The organism is Listeria monocytogenes, assembly GCF_900187225.1.
Classification (GTDB): domain Bacteria; phylum Bacillota; class Bacilli; order Lactobacillales; family Listeriaceae; genus Listeria; species Listeria monocytogenes.
The window spans coordinates 203056-220374 of record NZ_LT906436.1 but is presented as its reverse complement, the minus strand read 5'-3'; the positions used below and the strand labels follow the sequence as shown (position 1 = coordinate 220374).

Annotated in this window: 15 protein-coding genes and 1 pseudogene; 3 read left to right on the top strand and 13 right to left on the bottom strand. The window is 38.2% G+C overall.

What is annotated here, in order from left to right:
- Window positions 1–288 precede the first annotated feature (288 nt).
- The 9 genes from CKV70_RS01055 to CKV70_RS01015 form a co-directional block, all read right to left on the bottom strand.
- Window positions 289–2235: a bifunctional tRNA lysidine(34) synthetase TilS/hypoxanthine phosphoribosyltransferase HprT gene (locus tag CKV70_RS01055; RefSeq protein WP_014600416.1), complete on the bottom strand. Its 1947-nt coding sequence runs from the start codon at window positions 2233–2235 to the stop codon at window positions 289–291.
- A 106-nt stretch (window positions 2236–2341) separates the two neighbouring features.
- Window positions 2342–2770, bottom strand: coding sequence for a S1 domain-containing RNA-binding protein (locus CKV70_RS01050; RefSeq protein WP_003723740.1), 429 nt, complete (start codon window positions 2768–2770; stop codon window positions 2342–2344).
- A gap of 150 nt (window positions 2771–2920) precedes the next feature.
- Window positions 2921–3307, bottom strand: a complete 387-nt coding sequence (locus tag CKV70_RS01045; RefSeq protein ID WP_003722746.1) for an FtsB family cell division protein — start codon at window positions 3305–3307, stop codon at window positions 2921–2923.
- 228 nt (window positions 3308–3535) lie between these two features.
- The gene (locus tag CKV70_RS01040) at window positions 3536–3802 is read right to left on the bottom strand and encodes an RNA-binding S4 domain-containing protein (RefSeq protein ID WP_003740380.1); all 267 of its coding nucleotides are present in this window, start codon (window positions 3800–3802) and stop codon (window positions 3536–3538) included.
- Between the two features lie 35 nt (window positions 3803–3837).
- Window positions 3838–5427 carry a putative polysaccharide biosynthesis protein gene (locus tag CKV70_RS01035; RefSeq protein ID WP_003733153.1) on the bottom strand — a complete coding sequence of 530 codons (1590 nt, stop codon included), beginning with the start codon at window positions 5425–5427 and terminating at the stop codon, window positions 3838–3840.
- 30 nt (window positions 5428–5457) lie between these two features.
- A complete protein-coding gene (gene mfd / locus CKV70_RS01030) occupies window positions 5458–8997 on the bottom strand; it encodes a transcription-repair coupling factor (RefSeq protein WP_014930807.1) in 3540 nt (1179 codons plus the stop codon).
- Window positions 8998–9111: 114 nt separating this feature from the next.
- Complete coding sequence (gene pth, locus CKV70_RS01025; RefSeq protein ID WP_014600414.1) at window positions 9112–9672, bottom strand: aminoacyl-tRNA hydrolase; 561 nt, start codon at window positions 9670–9672, stop codon at window positions 9112–9114.
- 106 nt (window positions 9673–9778) lie between these two features.
- Entirely contained in the window at window positions 9779–10363 is a 585-nt protein-coding gene (locus tag CKV70_RS01020) for a GNAT family N-acetyltransferase (RefSeq protein WP_014600413.1), read from the bottom strand.
- 89 nt (window positions 10364–10452) lie between these two features.
- Window positions 10453–11076: a 50S ribosomal protein L25/general stress protein Ctc gene (locus tag CKV70_RS01015; RefSeq protein WP_003722740.1), complete on the bottom strand. Its 624-nt coding sequence runs from the start codon at window positions 11074–11076 to the stop codon at window positions 10453–10455.
- A gap of 293 nt (window positions 11077–11369) precedes the next feature.
- Here CKV70_RS01015 and CKV70_RS01010 point away from each other — a divergent pair, with 293 nt between their 5' ends.
- From CKV70_RS01010 to CKV70_RS01000, 3 genes are all read left to right on the top strand, one after another.
- Window positions 11370–12311 carry an L-lactate dehydrogenase gene (locus tag CKV70_RS01010; protein WP_003743486.1) on the top strand — a complete coding sequence of 314 codons (942 nt, stop codon included), beginning with the start codon at window positions 11370–11372 and terminating at the stop codon, window positions 12309–12311.
- Window positions 12312–12387: 76 nt separating this feature from the next.
- Window positions 12388–13062, top strand: coding sequence for a DNA alkylation repair protein (locus tag CKV70_RS01005; protein WP_009930499.1), 675 nt, complete (start codon window positions 12388–12390; stop codon window positions 13060–13062).
- Between the two features lie 66 nt (window positions 13063–13128).
- A complete protein-coding gene (locus CKV70_RS01000; RefSeq protein ID WP_003725735.1) occupies window positions 13129–13461 on the top strand; it encodes a putative heavy metal-binding protein in 333 nt (110 codons plus the stop codon).
- A 50-nt stretch (window positions 13462–13511) separates the two neighbouring features.
- Here CKV70_RS01000 and CKV70_RS00995 read toward each other — a convergent pair whose 3' ends face one another.
- The 4 genes and pseudogenes from CKV70_RS00995 to actA all read right to left on the bottom strand — a co-directional run bounded on the left by CKV70_RS00995 (window position 13512) and on the right by actA (window position 17317).
- The gene (locus tag CKV70_RS00995) at window positions 13512–13973 is read right to left on the bottom strand and encodes a YehR family lipoprotein (RefSeq protein ID WP_003722736.1); all 462 of its coding nucleotides are present in this window, start codon (window positions 13971–13973) and stop codon (window positions 13512–13514) included.
- 134 nt (window positions 13974–14107) lie between these two features.
- Entirely contained in the window at window positions 14108–14431 is a 324-nt protein-coding gene (gene orfX / locus CKV70_RS00985; RefSeq protein ID WP_003722735.1) for a nucleomodulin OrfX, read from the bottom strand.
- 71 nt (window positions 14432–14502) lie between these two features.
- Window positions 14503–15372, bottom strand: coding sequence for a phosphatidylcholine phospholipase C (gene plcB, locus CKV70_RS00980; RefSeq protein WP_014930805.1), 870 nt, complete (start codon window positions 15370–15372; stop codon window positions 14503–14505).
- A 36-nt stretch (window positions 15373–15408) separates the two neighbouring features.
- Window positions 15409–17317: pseudogene (actA, locus tag CKV70_RS00975) on the bottom strand (actin assembly-inducing protein ActA).
- Between the last annotated feature and the right edge of the window lie 2 nt (window positions 17318–17319).

Sequence of the window (17319 nt, the reverse complement as noted above, 5' to 3'; positions counted from 1 at the left end):
TTTAAAAGTTGTTTTTGGCTAATAGCAGATTTAGAAACAATGTTTTCTTCCCCTGATTATTAAAAACACATCCGTTTCGCTTTTCTCTTACGAAGTTATTCTATTATTAATATAGATTTTTTAATATTTATTGATACTATTTTCACCTTCGAAAACTAAGATTAATGATAGCATACCGAATCTCGATTGCCCACTATTTTGCATGTTTGACATCAATTTTTTGTTTTCGTTTTCTGAAAAGCTATCTATTACATTTTAACAAAATATAGTTCTGTTTGTTAATTAATTTCACTCGCTGTAAATTTCTGGTTTTAAAATACCAATATATGGTAGATTGCGGTAACGTTCTGCATAATCCAAACCATATCCAACGACGAATTCATTTGGTACGACAAAGCCTACATAATCCGCTTCAATTTCTACATTTCGCCCAGCTGGTTTATCAAGTAAAGTAACCAACTTAACTGATTTTGCTTTGCGGTATTTGATTAGGTCTACTAGATAACTAAGTGTACGTCCGCTATCAATGATATCTTCAATTACAAGTACATCGCGACCTTCTACTGACGCATTAAGGTCTTTAATGATTTTTACTTCACCCGATGATACAGTACCATTTCCATAACTGGATACGTCCATGAAGTCCATTTCTAAGTATGTGTCTACTCTTTTAAGTAAATCAGTCATAAAAGGAGTTGCACCTTTTAATACCCCAACTACTAATGGGTTACGTCCTTCATATTCTGTTGTTAACTCACGACCTAGTTCACGAATTTTCTCTTGTAATTCGTCCTCCGATATCAGCACTTTCTGAATATCATTATGCATGCTCTCGTTTCCTCCTATATTTCGAGTGTACCTAATAATGTATTGCTTTTTGCTACGACTAAATTCTCGGTCATATGCAGACTTCTTCACACCGGGAACCCAAAGGATTTTTCCAGTATAGTCCGTTATCACAGGGAGTTTGTCGCGTTCTTGCCTTGGTATCTTGGCATCGATGAAAATATCTTTGAGTTTCTTACTACCTGCTTGTCCTTTCATCGTCATCCTGTCGCCGTTCACACGGTTTCGAACAATTAAAGGAAGTATTATCTCTTCAGCATCCAGTAGCATTCCATTTAGCCCATTTGTTTGAACAACGGAACTCTTTAACTTTAAACGGATACTTGCTTTATTATCTAATTCAATGCGGTCATTCAGTTCTAATTGATGATAAAACTCGGAAGGAGCTTCTCTTTCTCCAAATTGAAAATGGAGTTTATCGTATGCTCTGTTTGCAATGAGTTTATTTGGTAAATCAATCGAACTAGATGGATTGTCGCTTTGAATCATTTGGATAATCTGATATATGTGATTTACCGTAATAAAACTGGCATCTTCATTGTACAGATATCTCAATAGTAAATGAATTGCGCGGCGTTGTAAAGGATTCGCTTCATTTTTAAAGCTACTAAGTAAAAGTGTTGTCTGTTTGCCGTTTTTGATGAGGTTTTTCTTCAATAAATCACTCGCAAGTGCCTCCAAAAATTGGAAGTCTTCGCTTGTTTCTTCTGAAAATCTTTCGAAGTGCGAATAGACTGCTGGATTTTCTTGCTTTAAAAATGGTAAAAGTTGTGCTCTGTAACGATTTCTTGTGTATTCTTGACTAGTATTTGATTCATCAATTTCGTATGCTAATTCATGTTTCTGGGCGTAATCAATAATTTCTGCTTTTGTAATTGGTAAAAAAGGACGGATTGCTTGCCCTCCTTTTAACTCGCGCTTCGGCTGTATACCTGACCATCCGATGCTAGCACTTCCGCGAACTAGTCGCATTAAGATTGTTTCGATTTGGTCATCTGCATGGTGCGCGAGCACTAGTTTGTTTATGTTTTTCTCAGTCATTACTTTCTCAAAGAAATCATACCTGACAATGCGAGCTGTTTCTTCAAGGCCTTTCTGCAAGCTTTGGGCTCGACTTTTTATGTCTACTTCTTCTATGTAAAAAGGAATGCCCTGCCTCTCGCAAAAAGTTTCGACGACGCGTTGTTCTTTTGCTGCATTCTCTCTTAATTGGTGATTTAAATGCGCGACGGAAATTGCTTCTTTTGGGACTAAATCTGAATTCCATAAAAAATGCAGTAACGCCAAAGAATCCGGACCGCCAGAAACTGCCACAAGCAATTTATCATCGGATCGGATTAAATCATGTTTCTCGATATACTTATGTACTCGTTTTTCGGTGTCATCCATTCAAGAAAACCTTCCTTCGAAATTCGGCTCTCACATTTTTTATTAAAAAGTGCACCGTATTAATGATCCAATACGGTGCATCTACTTTACAATTAATTTTAGCGTATTAGCCGCGTTTTGCTCCTCGGCCGCCACGTTTAGATTCTGTTTGGCGTTTGATAGTAGTGAGTCTTTCATCACTATCTTTCAAGAATTTAGACATTATATCTTCAAAGCTCTCGGCTGGTTTCACATAGTTCCCAGCAGGTTTTTTGTTGTATTTTGGTTTACGATCGTAACTTTTCTCTGGACGGTCCGGACGATCTACTGCTTTACGAATGGACAGACCAATCTTACCATCATCACCAATATTCATTACTTTAACAGTAACTTCATCCCCTACAGTTAAGATGTCATTAATGTCTTTAACATAGTTATCTGCTACCTCACTAATATGGACTAAACCTGTTTTGCCACCTTCTAGCTCCACAAATGCTCCAAAATTAGTAATCCCAGTAACTTTCCCTTGTAACTTGTTGCCTACTTCGATCGACATAAAAAAATGCGTCCTCCTTAAAATATCACTCTATTGCTTAATTATAGCTATAATAAAAAGAGTGTCAAACAGTCAAACTTACAAACTCCCAAAATACTCAACTCTATTTCCCTTTGATTTTACCATGGAGAATGACGGCTCGGCTCTGACTTACTCTTTTTGTTTCGAATTCTCTTCTGGAATATTAAAAATAATTTCTCCGTCTTTGGACAGGTAATATTCACTCCTTGCTAATTTAGCTATGTAATCATCATTGTGAAGTTTCTTGATTTGCTCATTTAGCGAGTCTTGTTCGTCCTTCATTGCAACCATTTTCTTATCCACTTGCACTTGCTTTTCTTTTTTCTCTTTGAGCGTCAACACTTGTTTAGTGTACGTGATGGTTAATAGTCCACCCACCACAGCAAAGATAATAGCCATAAAAGCAAGTCTACGGAACAGGGCAATGCGGCGACGACTACGAGTTTTTTTCATTGTTGCAGTATCTTTTATGTAGCGATTTTCTATTCTCGCCACTTTTGATTTGGCTTTTTTCATACATCGTCCCTCCCATGTTCTTATTTGCTTATTGTCTATGATTTTCGGTAGAGAAAAAAACGTTTCTTGCTTAAAATGATATCAATAAATCAGGCATTTGTCTATTGGAATCCGCTAATTTTATGATATTTTTCTTGACTTTTTGACAAAAAATTGTTTGCAAGTTTTCTTGTTCAATAAAAAATCGTTTGAAATCGGCTAATCAGTGCCATTTCAAACGATTTTTCTTTATCTACTTTCGTCTGTGCGTTCTTCTTTAATAATCGTATACATTTCAGTCGCTTGTTCTTTTTTCGCATTTTCTTCTAGACGTTCGATTTTCGCTGTAACGATTTTAGGGCCAAAGCGAATAACTAGTTCATCTCCAGATTTTACATTGGTTCCTGGTTTCGCTGTTACTCCGTTTACCGCAATGCGTCCTTTTTCTGCTACTTCTTTTGCTACTGTACGTCTTTTAATTAGTCGAGATACTTTTAAATATTTATCTAATCGCATGGTTGTAGCCATTTTATTCACCTACTTTATATTAATTATTTCCGTGCAACAAGCTTACTTAGTGCTAATAATTTGGAACCAAACGGAAGGAAAACAAAATCTTTTGGACCGAGTAATTTATATCTTAGTGCAAAAACAAGGAAAATCCCGCCACCCACTAGTGCACTAACAATTGCTTGGAATGCACTACCGAGTCTTGTGTCGAGTGGCGCTAACCATTCGAATAAGCATGGGAATACAGCCATTAGTACTAAAGCGGCAACTAGCCTGAACAACATTGTTTTTTCAACGAAAGGCACGCGGATTGTTTGTTTTAGTGATACGTAACAAATGAGGAGGATTACAAGTAAGCCAACACACGTCGAAACGGATGCACCCACTGTCGCAAGTCTCGGAATAAGAATGCCCCCTGTTACCCATTTTACAATAAGTCCAATTCCAACGCCAACTGCGGGTACAGCAATTTTTCCGAAGCCTTGTAAAATACTGCTTAACATGATGATTAGTGAGCTCAGGAAAACAGCTGGCATAAATAATTGTAAAACGAATGTGCCGTCTGGCGTTTGGAAAAGCATTTGGTTTAGCGGGCGCATAATAACTATGAGTCCAATTGTTTCTGCACCTGACAAAATTAACGTAATCTTAATCGCCAATAGCACGGAGCGTTTTAGTTCTTTTTGTTGACCTTGAACTCTCGCGGCAGTAATCATTGGGACAAGCGCGAGCGCAAGTCCAGTTGAGATGACTAAACCTAATTGCAAGATTGGCTGTCCGCGGTCGTATACCCCTTTTAGCGACTTAGCGATGAAATCCGGAATCCCTGAGTCACTCATTAAACGATATACTTGGAAGGAATCAACTAATTGGAATAAAATAAGCATGGAGCTAACTACACAAATTGCAACACTTTGCCGCAAGAAGGTGCGGCCAATACCTACTTTTTCTTCTTTATTTGTAAATACAGCTGGTTGAATCCCTTCCCCGAGCCTTACCTTTTTATTATAAAAATGACGCAAAATGAAAATTCCTGAAACCCCACCGAAAAAGGCACCACTCATCGCCATTGAACCTGCATCATATAAATCAAAGTTAAAATGAAGTGCAAGGCCCGCACCTATCAAAATAATCGCTACTCGAATAATTTGTTCGACTGTTTGCGAGATTGCGGTCGGAATCATGTCTCCTTCTCCTTGGAAAAAGCCACGCATAAAAGCAAGCTGCGGCATAAGTAAAAATACGAAACTGATGACCCGAATTAATTCAGATAAAGCTGGGTCCCCCATCATGATGGCAATCAGGTTGGCAAATAGGAATAAAAAGGCGAAAATCACAATACTTACGATTCGGAGCATCCGTGAGACTGCGCGCATAATTATTTGTTGTCGTCTTACATCACCTTCTGCCTCCGCTAACATTTTAGAAATAACAACTGGGAACCCTCCGAGTGCGAGTGTCATTGCAATTCCGTATATCGGATATACTTGTTGGAAAATATAAAACCCTACATCCCCCACCATATTTTGAAAGGGTACTCGGTAAATTGCACTAAGTATTTTAGAAATAAGAGAGGCCGCGGTTAGCCAAGCCGCTCCTTTCATTAGTCGCTTCATGGAACGTTCTGACACTCCGCCACCTCCTTCCTTCTTAATAACCTATCAATTTTCTGTAGATGCTTTTTCTTTCATAGCTCCGCGAAGTTTTTCAGCCAAACTTTTGACTTGGTATAACCATTCTTTTAAAGGTTTATTTTGGACGTTTATCGTGATTTTTAGTTGTGTTCCTTCCATACCCACGCCGACCATTCGACCAAATTCACCAATGATTTGCATGACGATATCTCCGCGAATGCCTGCTGTTCCACTTTCTGAAAATAGCATGGTAATTTTATTTTGTTCTTGTTTAACAGACTCAATACCAACTTCGAGCGCATGGACTTTGAGTTCTGTCATTGTGAATAGATATTCTACTTCTTCCGGATATTCACCAAAACGGTCAATCATATCGCTTTGTAAATCTTCGAGTTCGCTTAACGTTTCAATATTGCGGAAACGTTTGTACATCTCGATTTTTTGGCGTCCGTCAGTGATATAATATTCCGGAATATAGGCGTCTGCTTGGATATCAATTTCAACAGGGACAATTTGTTTTTGTTCTTCTTTTGGCTTTTTCGCCTCAATTGCTTCCTTAAGCATTTGCGAGTAGAGATCAAACCCGACTGAATCGATAAAGCCATGTTGTTGCGCTCCGAGGATATTACCGGCACCACGAATAGATAAGTCACGCATCGCTATTTTGAAACCTGAACCTAATTCAGTGAATTCCTTAATAGCCGATAAGCGTTTCTCCGCTTCCTCACGCAATATTTTATCTTTTTGATACATGAAATAAGCGTAGGCGATTCTGTTCCAACGTCCTACTCGTCCGCGCAACTGATAAAGTTGTGAAAGACCCATCCGATCAGCATCTTGAACAAAGAGTGTATTAACGTTTGGAATGTCTACGCCGGTTTCAATGATGGTCGTCGTTACAAGTACATCGAATTCCCCTTCAAGGAAACTTAAAATAACAGACTCTAATTCCGATTCACCCATCTGTCCGTGCGCAGTGGCAACCCTAGCATCAGGAACCATCGCAGAAATTTCATCTGCTTTTTGCGTAATGGATTCCACTCGATTATATAGATAATAAACTTGTCCGTCGCGCGCTAGTTCACGTTCAATTGCTTCTCGAACTAAAACGTTATTCTGCTCCGCCACATATGTTTGCACTGGAAAACGGTTCGCTGGCGGAGTTTCGATAACAGAGAGGTCACGAACGCCGAGCATGGACATGTGTAAAGTTCTTGGAATCGGTGTTGCAGTAAGTGTTAATACGTCTATTTTGGAACGCATTTGTTTGATTTTTTCTTTGTGAGTTACGCCGAATCGTTGCTCTTCATCGACAATCAATAAACCTAAATCTTGATATTCCACATCTTTTGATAGCAAACGATGGGTACCAACAACAACATCAACTGTGCCGTTTTTCATGCCTTTTAATGTTTCTGTTTGTTGTTTTTTCGTGCGAAAACGGCTTAAAAGTCCAATCTCTATTGGAAAGCCTTGGAAACGTTCTTTCATTGTTTCAAAATGTTGTTGCGCTAAAATGGTGGTCGGAACTAAGAAAGCGACTTGTTTGCCATCCATAATCGCTTTGAAAGCAGCTCGCAAAGCCACTTCGGTTTTTCCGTAACCAACATCTCCAACCAACAGACGATCCATCGGGCGCGGCCGTTCCATATCTTTTTTGATTTCTGAAATTGAGCGCAGTTGATCTTCGGTTTCTTGATACGGAAAAGCTTCTTCAAATTCGCGCTGCATTTCATCATCTGCGCTAAACGCATAGCCTTTTTCAGCTTCACGTTCGGCGTATAGTTTGATTAAATCGTCTGCGATATCTTGGACGGAAGCTTGTACTTTTTTCTTCACTCGTTTCCATTCAGCCCCGCCGAGTTTGTTTAATCTTGGTGATTTACCTTCTGCCCCAACATATTTTTGGACTAAGTCAAGTTGGTCAACAGGGATAAATAGTTTATCCTCCCCTTGGTAAACAAGTAGCAAATAATCCTTATGCACGCCGTTGATATCTAGCGTTTCCATGCCGACATAGCGAGCGATACCATGGTTAACGTGAACTACGTAGTCGCCTACTTTTAACTCAGAATAACTTTGAATTCGTTCTGCATTTGAGAGTTTTTGTCTTTTCTTCACCTTTTTGATTTTTTTATTGAACAGTTCAGTTTCACTTATAATCGCTACTTTGGCAAGCGGAAGTTCAAAACCATTCTGGAACGTTCCGATGACAAATTGAACCATTCCATATTTCGGCACATCCGATTCTTTTTTCAAAATCGTACTTTCCATATCGTAGTCAGTCAAAGTTTGTTGCATTTTTTCTGCGCGTTCTAAGTTTGGAGCTAATATAACAACCGCATAATTGTTCTTATGCCAACTTTCCAGCTCAGTTTTTAACACATTCATTTGACCGTGAAATTGTTGCATTTGTTTATAGACGATGTTGGTTGTTTTAGAAACGCGCATGCTCGCCATTTGTTTTTGGAAAAGTGATAGGTATATTTTTGGCGAGTGATTTCCTTCTAATAATTTTTTGAAAGAATGGCTTACTTGCACGTCGCGAACTGTTTCCATTCGACTTAATGTTTCCGTTTGCCACTCCGCTTCTTCTCGCTCCAAGCTTTCTTCTGTTTCCAAAATCCGCCCAAACTCATCCAGCAAAATTGCCGTGTTTTTTGGTAAATAATCAAAAAGCGAGGCTGGGTCCGGATACGCCAGACCGATATATTTAAAGAACATGTCTGGTTTCACGCCAGAACGAAGCATTTCAAGGTCTTCTTCTAAATTTTCAATGAGCGCTTGCTTATCTTCCTGTTCTTTTAGTTCATTTAAAGTAAGCATCATTTTCTTTTCTAAGCGCTTGACGATATCCGGGTAATAGCTTTGATCTAAAATGATTTCAGTTGCAGGTAGCAGGCGAAATTCTTCCACGCGTGTTGTCGAGCGCTGCGTTTCCACATCAAAGAAACGAAGAGAATCCACTTCGGTGTCAAAAAGTTCTATTCTAATTGGAAACTCTTCGGTAATTGGATAAATATCAATAATTCCGCCGCGAACACTGAATTCTCCAGGAGTATTTACCATTCCACTCATCGTGTATCCCATTGTAACTAATTTTTGACGCAGTACATCTGGATCAATTTCTTCACCTTCTACAATGGATATGTTGAAATGTTTCCAAAGCGATACTGGCGGAAGCATTTTTCTTAACCCAGCTACTGGGACGATAACAATCCCCGGTTTCCCGAATAGCAAGAAGTCAAGTGCTTCCACACGCTGACCACGAAGTTCTGGGCTAGAAATACTCAACTCAGAAGAAATTAATTCATCAGCTGGATATAAAAACAGTCGATCGACATCCATTAAAGAAAGTAAATCGTCATATAATTTTTGTGCGTGGTATAAATTATGCGTGACAAATACAACCGGACGCTTTGACGCACCTTCTACCACGCTTGCAAATAATGCACGCGAAGAACCTGTGAGCCCTGTGACAAGTTGTGCTTTTTCTTTTTCATCCAGCGCATTTAAGACCGCCCGAATATCTTTTTGTTCATATATTAATTGTTGTAATCCTTTCAAGGGAAAACAGCTCCTTTTTGTCAGAAAATTCATTCTATGTAACACAAGAGTAAATCATGCGTCCGAAGAAAGACCGAAATACGTGGCAAAAAGATTGCCACGCGTCGTCATTGTCTATTTTTGATTGTATTTGTTCATAACTTCTATAAATGGTGTCTGTGCAAAGTCTTCGATGGCATCAGCACTTTTTTGAATTGCTGCGATAATATCAGGTTGTTCTGCTTTAGGAAAATCTCCTAAGACATAATTAATTACTTCTCCTTTTAAGGGACGACTAACACCAACACGAATACGATTAAACTCTTGTGTTTTAACGTGTTGGATAATTGATTTCATCCCATTGTGTCCGCCAGCGCTACCTTTTTGGCGTAATCTAATTTTCCCAACTGGTAAATCAAGATCATCATACACAATCACAACATCTTCAATTGGTATGTTGTAGTAATCCATGAGCGGACGAATGCACTCACCTGAAGCATTCATAAAAGTGAGCGGTTTAACTAAAATCATTTTTTCACCGCCGACGATAATTTCGCTTGTCATACCATTAAATTTTGATTTCTTCCAAGGGGTTTGGTGACGAAAACTTAGCTCGTCAACTACCACAAAACCGACATTATGTCGGGTACGTTCGTATTTTTTGCCCGGATTTCCGAGTCCTGCTATTAATTTCATAAAAGCTTCTCCTTACATGAACGAAACCACTTCACGAATGAACTGGTTTTTGTTTCGATGTTTTTTTGATTATAACATGGATTTCACTTGGTTGAAAGTTTTCCAACTAGGCTTGGTGTTCGGCAATTTTATTTTCGATAATTTGCCAGGCTGTTTCCTTTTCCTCTTGAAAATTGACTGTTTTCCAATTTTCCGGTGTTTTTCCGACGTATTTTTCAAAACCGAATTTCCGATATAAATAGATGGCTTGGTAGCTACCTGTTTGCGTTGTTAAATAGAAAAATTTGCTTTTATTCAAGCCGAGAATTTTGGATAATAAAGCTTTTGCGATACCTTTTCCGCCGTGGGAGTCAAGAACTGCAACCCAGTGAATCCGGCTTTCCATTTTGCCAAATGTATTTCCGTCCCAAAGCATAGCCGTTCCAATAATTTCTCCATTTGGGGCCTTTACAAAGATGCAGCGCTTGGTTAATTTTTCTTTTTCATTTCCAAATTCCGTTTCAAAACGAGCGCGAATACTATCCATTGAAAGCACTTGTCCTGTTTCTAATTGCAATCTACACCAGTCTTCTTCCAACCCATCTTTATAAAAGCAAAAAGAATATCCCGCAGGTAAATGAAACTCTGGATAATTTGTAGCATCGTGATTCACCATAATAACAGAAATATGTGGTACTGACTTATCAAGCATATAAACGCCTCCTTCTCGAAACTATTATAACAAAAAAAATGGAAGATATCGCAAACAAATGCGAATCTTCCATCCTTATTTATTAGAATTTATTCAACAGGTTCTTCATCTTTACCATGTACAGCTTCTGGTTCAGGTGCTTCCGTAGTCGTTGGTTCTTCTTCAGCACGAGGAGCAGATACAGTTACTACCGTTTCTTCTTCTTCAGCTTGCACAACATAATCTTTGTTTTCCGGAAGGTCGTTCGTTGTTAAAACATCACCGATTTCTAATGAAGAAATGTCTAATTCAATTGTTTCTGGTAATTTTTCTGGTGTTGCTGAAACTTTTACATCATGGATAATTTGTTGTAGTACGCCGCCAGCTTTAACTCCCGGTGCATCCCCAACTAATACCACACGAACATCTGTCTCAACTTCTTCATTCATATCAACCGCTAGTAAATCAACATGTACTAAAACATCCTTTAACGGGTCCACTTGATATTCATGTAATAAAACGTTTAATTTCTTGCCGTCCACAGTAACTGAAAATACGGCGTTACGACCATTGTCACGAACTGCTTTGATTAATTCCAAAGAATCAACGGAAACTGGAACATTTTCCGATTTGTAGCCATAAATAATTCCAGGTACTTTTCCTTCACTACGCAATCTCGTTACTTCTGAATGTTGCGTTGTTTCTCTTTTCTGGACCTCTAATGTTGTTGCCATAAAAAATCACTCCACTCATTCAATTTTGGTACATCTACATTATATCTACCCTTTAGAAAAATAGCAAAACAAAGGAATAGCCTTATTTTGTTTTGTAAGGTTTATAATTCTCAATAAAAGGTAAACAGAAAATAGCGGTTACTCGCTAATGTGGACGCTTCCAAAATGTACTATAGCGTTTTCACAAATTCATTATAACAACTTTTTTAAATTTAGGACGTTCAACGCTTCACAAATGAAAAATACATGGTATACTGTACTAGTAAATAGATTTTTTATAGGAGGAATTCGAAATGAAAGATCATCAAAAAATTATTTTAGTTGGCGACGGAGCAGTTGGTTCTAGTTACGCATTTGCTTGTGTAAATTTAAGCATTGGACAAGAATTCGGCATTATTGACATAGATAAAGACAGAACAATTGGGGATGCAATGGATTTAAGCCATGCCGTTCCATTTTCTACACCGAAGAAAATCTACTCAGCAAATTATAGCGACTGCCACGATGCGGACCTAGTTGTTGTAACTGCCGGTACTGCTCAAAAACCTGGTGAAACTCGTTTAGATCTAGTAAATCGTAATATCAAAATCATGAAAGGTATCGTGGATGAAGTTATGGCAAGCGGATTTGATGGTATCTTCTTAATCGCTTCTAACCCAGTAGACATCTTAACTTACGCTACATGGAAATTCTCAGGTCTTCCAAAAGAACGTGTTATCGGTTCTGGAACAAGCCTTGATACAGCACGTTTCCGTATGTCAATTGCTGACTATCTAAAAGTAGATGCTCGTAACGTCCATGGTTACATCCTTGGCGAACACGGCGATACAGAATTCCCAGCATGGAGCCACACAATTGTCGGCGGCCTTCCAATTACTGAATGGATTAGCGAAGATGAACAAGGTGCAATGGATACTATTTTCGTAAGTGTTCGTGATGCAGCTTATGAAATTATTAATAAAAAAGGCGCTACATTCTACGGCGTTGCTGCAGCTCTTGCTCGTATTACAAAAGCAATTCTAAATAACGAAAATGCGATTTTGCCACTTTCTGTTTATTTAGATGGCCATTACGGTATGAACGATATTTATATAGGTGCACCAGCAGTCGTTAACCGTCAAGGCGTTCGCCATATTGTTGAAATGAACTTAAATGACAAAGAAAAAGAACAAATGAAAAACTCCGCAGATACACTTAAAAAAGTTCTAGACGACGCAATGAAACAAATAGACTAATATTCTTAAATCCTAAAGCATGCGCCTTCGCATGCTTTTTTTGTTATACTTACTTTATTCGAGAGGAGTGACGCGTATGATTACTTTTGACCAACTTGACACCGAGCTACAAGCCTTAGAAAACCCCAATACGATCAAAATTTTTCGTAATCACGGTTGTCCGGATTCATTAGATCTTTACGGACTAAAAATTGGTGATTTAAAGAAAATCATCCGCCGAGAAAAACTGACAAAAAATCACGAACTCGCCGTAAAACTGATTGAATCAAATAATAGTGACTTGATTTATCTCGGTTTGCTAGCAATTAATCCAAACAAAATAACCACCGAACAAATCGAAAAATGGAATATCGCTTTTCGCGAAACATGGTCACAACTAACTTTTGGACTAGCATCGATTGTAAGCAAACGTGATGATGCACTCCTTTTCGCCAAAACATGGATTGAAAGTGATTATGATTTAACTAAATCCATGGGCTGGCAGATTTACAGCGAACATATTAACAATTTGCCTGAAGCAGAGACATTACTTCAACGCGCGAAAGAAACGCTGCAAACAGAAACCAATAGAACCCGCTATTCAATGAACGGTTTTATTATCACTTGTGGAATTTACAAAGACGATTTGCACGAAAAAGCGATGGAAGCCGCGAAATCAGTCGGGAAAGTTCATGTAAACCTTGGAAATACAGCTTGTAAAGTTCCAGATGCTATTTCTTATATAGAAAAAGCGCGAAATCGTACGAAATAACCGGATATCCTTTGACTAGAAAAAGTACTAAGAGGTATGATAAAAGAAAAACTGGAGGGATAACTCATGATTGTAACAACTTCACCAAATATTGAAGGCAAACAAATTATCGAATATAAAAAAATCGTTTTCGGCGAAGTCATCACTGGCGTTAACTTTATGAAAGATATTGGGGCTGGACTTCGAAATTTCTTCGGGGGCCGTTCGCAAGGCTATGAAGATGAACTTATTAATGCTCGCGAGGAAGCAATTCGTGAAATGGAACAACGTGCGAAAGATATTGGCGCAAATGCCGTTATCGGTGTTGATATTGATTATGAAGTGCTTGGAGCTGATAACGGAATGCTAATGGTCACTGCATCTGGTACAGCTGTTGTCATCGAAGCGCAAGATTATTAAATAAAAAAGAAGTATCCAAATGAATCGGATACTTCTTTTTTATTGCAAATTTATTTTGAAACTTCTTTATAGCCTTGGGATTCTAGCATTTTTGCAGATTCCTCCATGCTAATCCCTTTAGAAGTATCACCATTTGAAGACATACCAGGGATTTTGTTCATATCTTCCGAAGAGATTTTAGTGTAATCTACTTCTAGTGTTTCAATAGCTTTATCATCTTTATATTCAATCTTTTCTTTTAAACCATCAATACCTTGGAATTTATCGCTTGTTGCTTTAAGCATTTTTTCAGCGTCTTCTTTTGAAGCCACACCTAACGAAGCATATGACATTGTATTTTCAGCTGTTTGTTTAGTAACTTTGTCTCCCTTATATGTGTATGTTAATTTAGAATCAACACCATTTTGGGAAAGTGTGTAAGTTTTCGTTTCTTCTTTATCCCCACACGCGACTAACATAACTGCCATGATCATTACAAATAGAACTGCGGTACCCTTTTTAAGCATTTTCATAGATGTTCCTCCTATATTGTTTTTTAACTATTCAAGACTACCTAACAAACCGCACTATTGCAATAGATATTTTGTGAACATTTCCCAACAATACTTTTTTGATTGACACGAAAAAGTCACAACTCATCGTAACTTTACTCTTCGTTCGCAATCCCTTTTTCATCATCCAAAATAACAATAAAAATGGACTTATCAGCAACTTTTTGTTCGTCTTCATTTAAAATTCCAGCTATATCACCCTTTTCCTCAAACAAATTCTCTTTTATGGAGAAGAAATGGATTTTTTGATTAGTATTTTTTATTTCACAACTTCCAAGACACTCAATCTCCTTTGCATCGCTTAAATGAAATGGTTCATCTTTCCATACGCTTATTTTTATTATAAGCAATATTAATACGGAACATAGCGCGATTACAAACATTACAAAGAAAAAGATTAACCTCCCTTTTATATACATTTGGCTTACTTCCTCCCCATAAAATATATCCACCCGCTAACGAGTGGATAAGAATGTATTCCTAAATATTGTTATTCATTTGTTTTTTTAGACCAAAATTCTAAAAAACCTGCCAAAGTTTGCTGTGAATCTCTTAGTCTAGCTCCAGTAGGTTCCACTGTATCCTTTTTCCATTCGGAATTTCCTACTAAATATGATTTTTTAGTTTTCGCATTGACTATTTTCGGGTAGTCCGCTTTCGCCCTTTTCGCATTTTCATAGAGCCAGTCTTTCACGTCATCTGAGCAAAATCTTTTTGCTACCATGTCTTCCGTTGCTTGATAATTGTGTTTAATGGTATCTACGTAATTTTCATATGCACAGTGGTAGCCTGGAGGGTATGATATTGCGGTAAAATTATTGGCGTGCATAGGTTGACTAATATCCGTATAATAATGGATTGCTAGGCCTAATTTATAAAACGCTGTGTCAAATTTCCCTTCTCGGTAATCAGTCACCGATTGATTGAAATACTTTGCTCCTGTTATTTTCGCATTAGCAAAACCCGGCAAATAAGTATTATCTCTATCAGGATTATAAAAATGAGATAAAAATGTACTAGTATCATAATATGGATTTTTATGATCCGCATCATATATTCCTTGAGCTATTTGTTTATCGAATTTTTTAAGTTCATTCATTAAATTAGCTCGCATATGATTTACATCTTTAGCTAGTATTTTTTCCGCTTGTTTAAAAAGCCAATAGTGCGTATTTACGTCAGTATTTGTCGGGTTATCCGCGGACCAACTAAGTTTATGTGGTAATTTGCTGTCAATATCATGCGGAGCTGCGGGTGTTTGTAAGTATTCATCACAACAGGCATTTGCTTTTATCGTTACCGGAAAGACTAGAACACTTGCGGTCAAGCACATACCTAGAACCACATTTTTGAATTTCATATCATTCACCTCACTTTTTTCTTTCGTTCTGTGTTTTTAATTATTTTTTCTTAATTGAATAATTTTGATAAACGCCCCTAAAGAGAACACGCCAATAGCTAACATTGCAAGAATTAACGTCGTATGGTTCCCTGGTTCTTCCTTCGCTTTTTCGTCTTCTGCACTTTTAGCAATTAGTTTTCCTTCTTCAATGCCAGCAGAACGATTTTTTCCGTTTGCGTTATTAGCTGATTCGCTTTCCTCTACCATTTTTTCCTCGGTTTGTGGTTTCATTTCCTCTTTATCGCTCTCTGTAGCTTCTTTTTGGATTACTGGTAGGCTCGGCATATTAATTGACTGCTTGTTTGTTTCTGCTTGTTTTTCTATAAAGGGTGTTTTATTTTCCCTAAGTACGGTTTCTTGTGGTTTTGTGGCAGGAAGTTCTGCTAGCTTTGGTGCGGTCTTTACAGGGGTTGGTTTTTTAGTCACTGTTTTCGTTGTAGTTTTTTTATTAAACACATTTAATGGCTGTGATGGATTCTTAAATGGCGCTTTTTTAGTTATGTCACTTATCAGAGCCGGCGCGCTTATTTTCGGTACCTTTGGAGTTAATGAAGGAACAGGGCTACTAATAAATGGATTTAATGGTAAAAAACCCGCATTTCTTGAGTGTTTTCCTGTTCCTCTATCTCTTAAATCAGCTAGGCGATCAATTTCTTCTTCTGTTGTCTCGCTGTTTTCGTCATCTGTAAAATCACCACTATTCAGCGAACTAAATTCTTCAGATGTTGGTCTACCGCCTCTCCCGTTCAACTCTTCTTCTGTTGGGATTGGTGGGAAATCAGAGAAATTTTCGCTATGGCGATTAATAGCACTTCTCAAACTAGCTAAATCCCCGCTTGTAAAACTAGAATCTAGCGAAGGTGCTGTTTCCCGCATAATTTCTAGTTCATCTTCTGTTGGAGGCGGTGGAAATTCGAATGAGCTCGGTTCCGATGTAGCAGGAGCATTAAAACCAAGAAGCATTGGCGTCTCTGGCAAAGCAAGTCTTAACTCTTCATCCGTAGGTGGCGGCGGAAATTCGAATGAGCTCGGTTCCGATGGAGTAGGAGCATTGCATCGGTGTCTCTGGCAAAGCAAGTCTTAACTCTTCATCCGTAGGTGGTGGCGGGAAGTCCGAAGCATTTACCTCTTCACTTTTCTTTTTGGTTAATAATTGGTCAATTAACCCTGCACTTTTATCAACAATCGCTTTCTTTACTTCAGGATTTTCGTCGATTTTATCACGTACCCATTTCCCCGCATCTTTTATTTTTTTAAATACTTTAGGGAAAAATGGTTTTTGATTTGCTTTTAAAGGTTGTGGTGTAGACTCGTCTGCTGACTGCATGCTAGAATCTAAGTCACTTTCAGAAGCATCCACAACTGACTCTTTCGCCACTTTTCTCTTATTTGCTTTTGTTGGTTTATCTGGATAAGTAAGGCTTTCAAGCTCACTATCCGACGACGCTATGGCTTTTCTTCTTTTTTTAATTTCCGCTGCGCTATCCGATGACAGACCTGGATGACGACGCTCCACTTGCAGAGTTGGTCGGTCGACTCCTGAAGCCTCTTCATTTATAGCCACATTTCCTGTTTGCTCACCGTTGTTATTATTGTTATTCGGACCTTTCTCTGCTTTTGCTTTCAACATTGCTATTAGGTCTGCTTTGTTCGTATTTTTCACTTTATTCGATTTTTCTAGTTCCTCAATATCACGTGAACTTACTTCACGTGCAGTTTCGTATCTTGGTCCCGTATTTACCTCGCTTGGCTGCTCTTCTGTTTTTTCTTCTTCCCATTCATCTGTGTTTAGACTGGAATCTTCGCTATCTGTCGCTGCAAATATTATGTCGGGGTTAATCGTAATGCAGTTGGCAGTAATGAAAACTACCATCATCGCACGCATAAATCTATTTAATCCCACTT

Excerpts from the sequence above, each read along its gene's own strand:
- pth (WP_014600414.1), bottom strand. The coding sequence starts at position 9,672 with ATGAAATTAATAGCAGGACTCGGAAATCCGGGCAAAAAATACGAACGT.
- CKV70_RS01000 (WP_003725735.1), top strand. The coding sequence starts at position 13,129 with ATGATTGTAACAACTTCACCAAATATTGAAGGCAAACAAATTATCGAA.
- CKV70_RS01020 (WP_014600413.1), bottom strand. The coding sequence starts at position 10,363 with ATGCTTGATAAGTCAGTACCACATATTTCTGTTATTATGGTGAATCAC.
- orfX (WP_003722735.1), bottom strand. The coding sequence starts at position 14,431 with ATGTATATAAAAGGGAGGTTAATCTTTTTCTTTGTAATGTTTGTAATC.
- CKV70_RS01040 (WP_003740380.1), bottom strand. The coding sequence starts at position 3,802 with ATGCGATTAGATAAATATTTAAAAGTATCTCGACTAATTAAAAGACGT.
- CKV70_RS01015 (WP_003722740.1), bottom strand. The coding sequence starts at position 11,076 with ATGGCAACAACATTAGAGGTCCAGAAAAGAGAAACAACGCAACATTCA.
- plcB (WP_014930805.1), bottom strand. The coding sequence starts at position 15,372 with ATGAAATTCAAAAATGTGGTTCTAGGTATGTGCTTGACCGCAAGTGTT.
- CKV70_RS01005 (WP_009930499.1), top strand. The coding sequence starts at position 12,388 with ATGATTACTTTTGACCAACTTGACACCGAGCTACAAGCCTTAGAAAAC.
- CKV70_RS01055 (WP_014600416.1), bottom strand. The coding sequence starts at position 2,235 with ATGGATGACACCGAAAAACGAGTACATAAGTATATCGAGAAACATGAT.
- CKV70_RS01050 (WP_003723740.1), bottom strand. The coding sequence starts at position 2,770 with ATGTCGATCGAAGTAGGCAACAAGTTACAAGGGAAAGTTACTGGGATT.
- CKV70_RS01010 (WP_003743486.1), top strand. The coding sequence starts at position 11,370 with ATGAAAGATCATCAAAAAATTATTTTAGTTGGCGACGGAGCAGTTGGT.
- CKV70_RS01045 (WP_003722746.1), bottom strand. The coding sequence starts at position 3,307 with ATGAAAAAAGCCAAATCAAAAGTGGCGAGAATAGAAAATCGCTACATA.
- CKV70_RS00995 (WP_003722736.1), bottom strand. The coding sequence starts at position 13,973 with ATGAAAATGCTTAAAAAGGGTACCGCAGTTCTATTTGTAATGATCATG.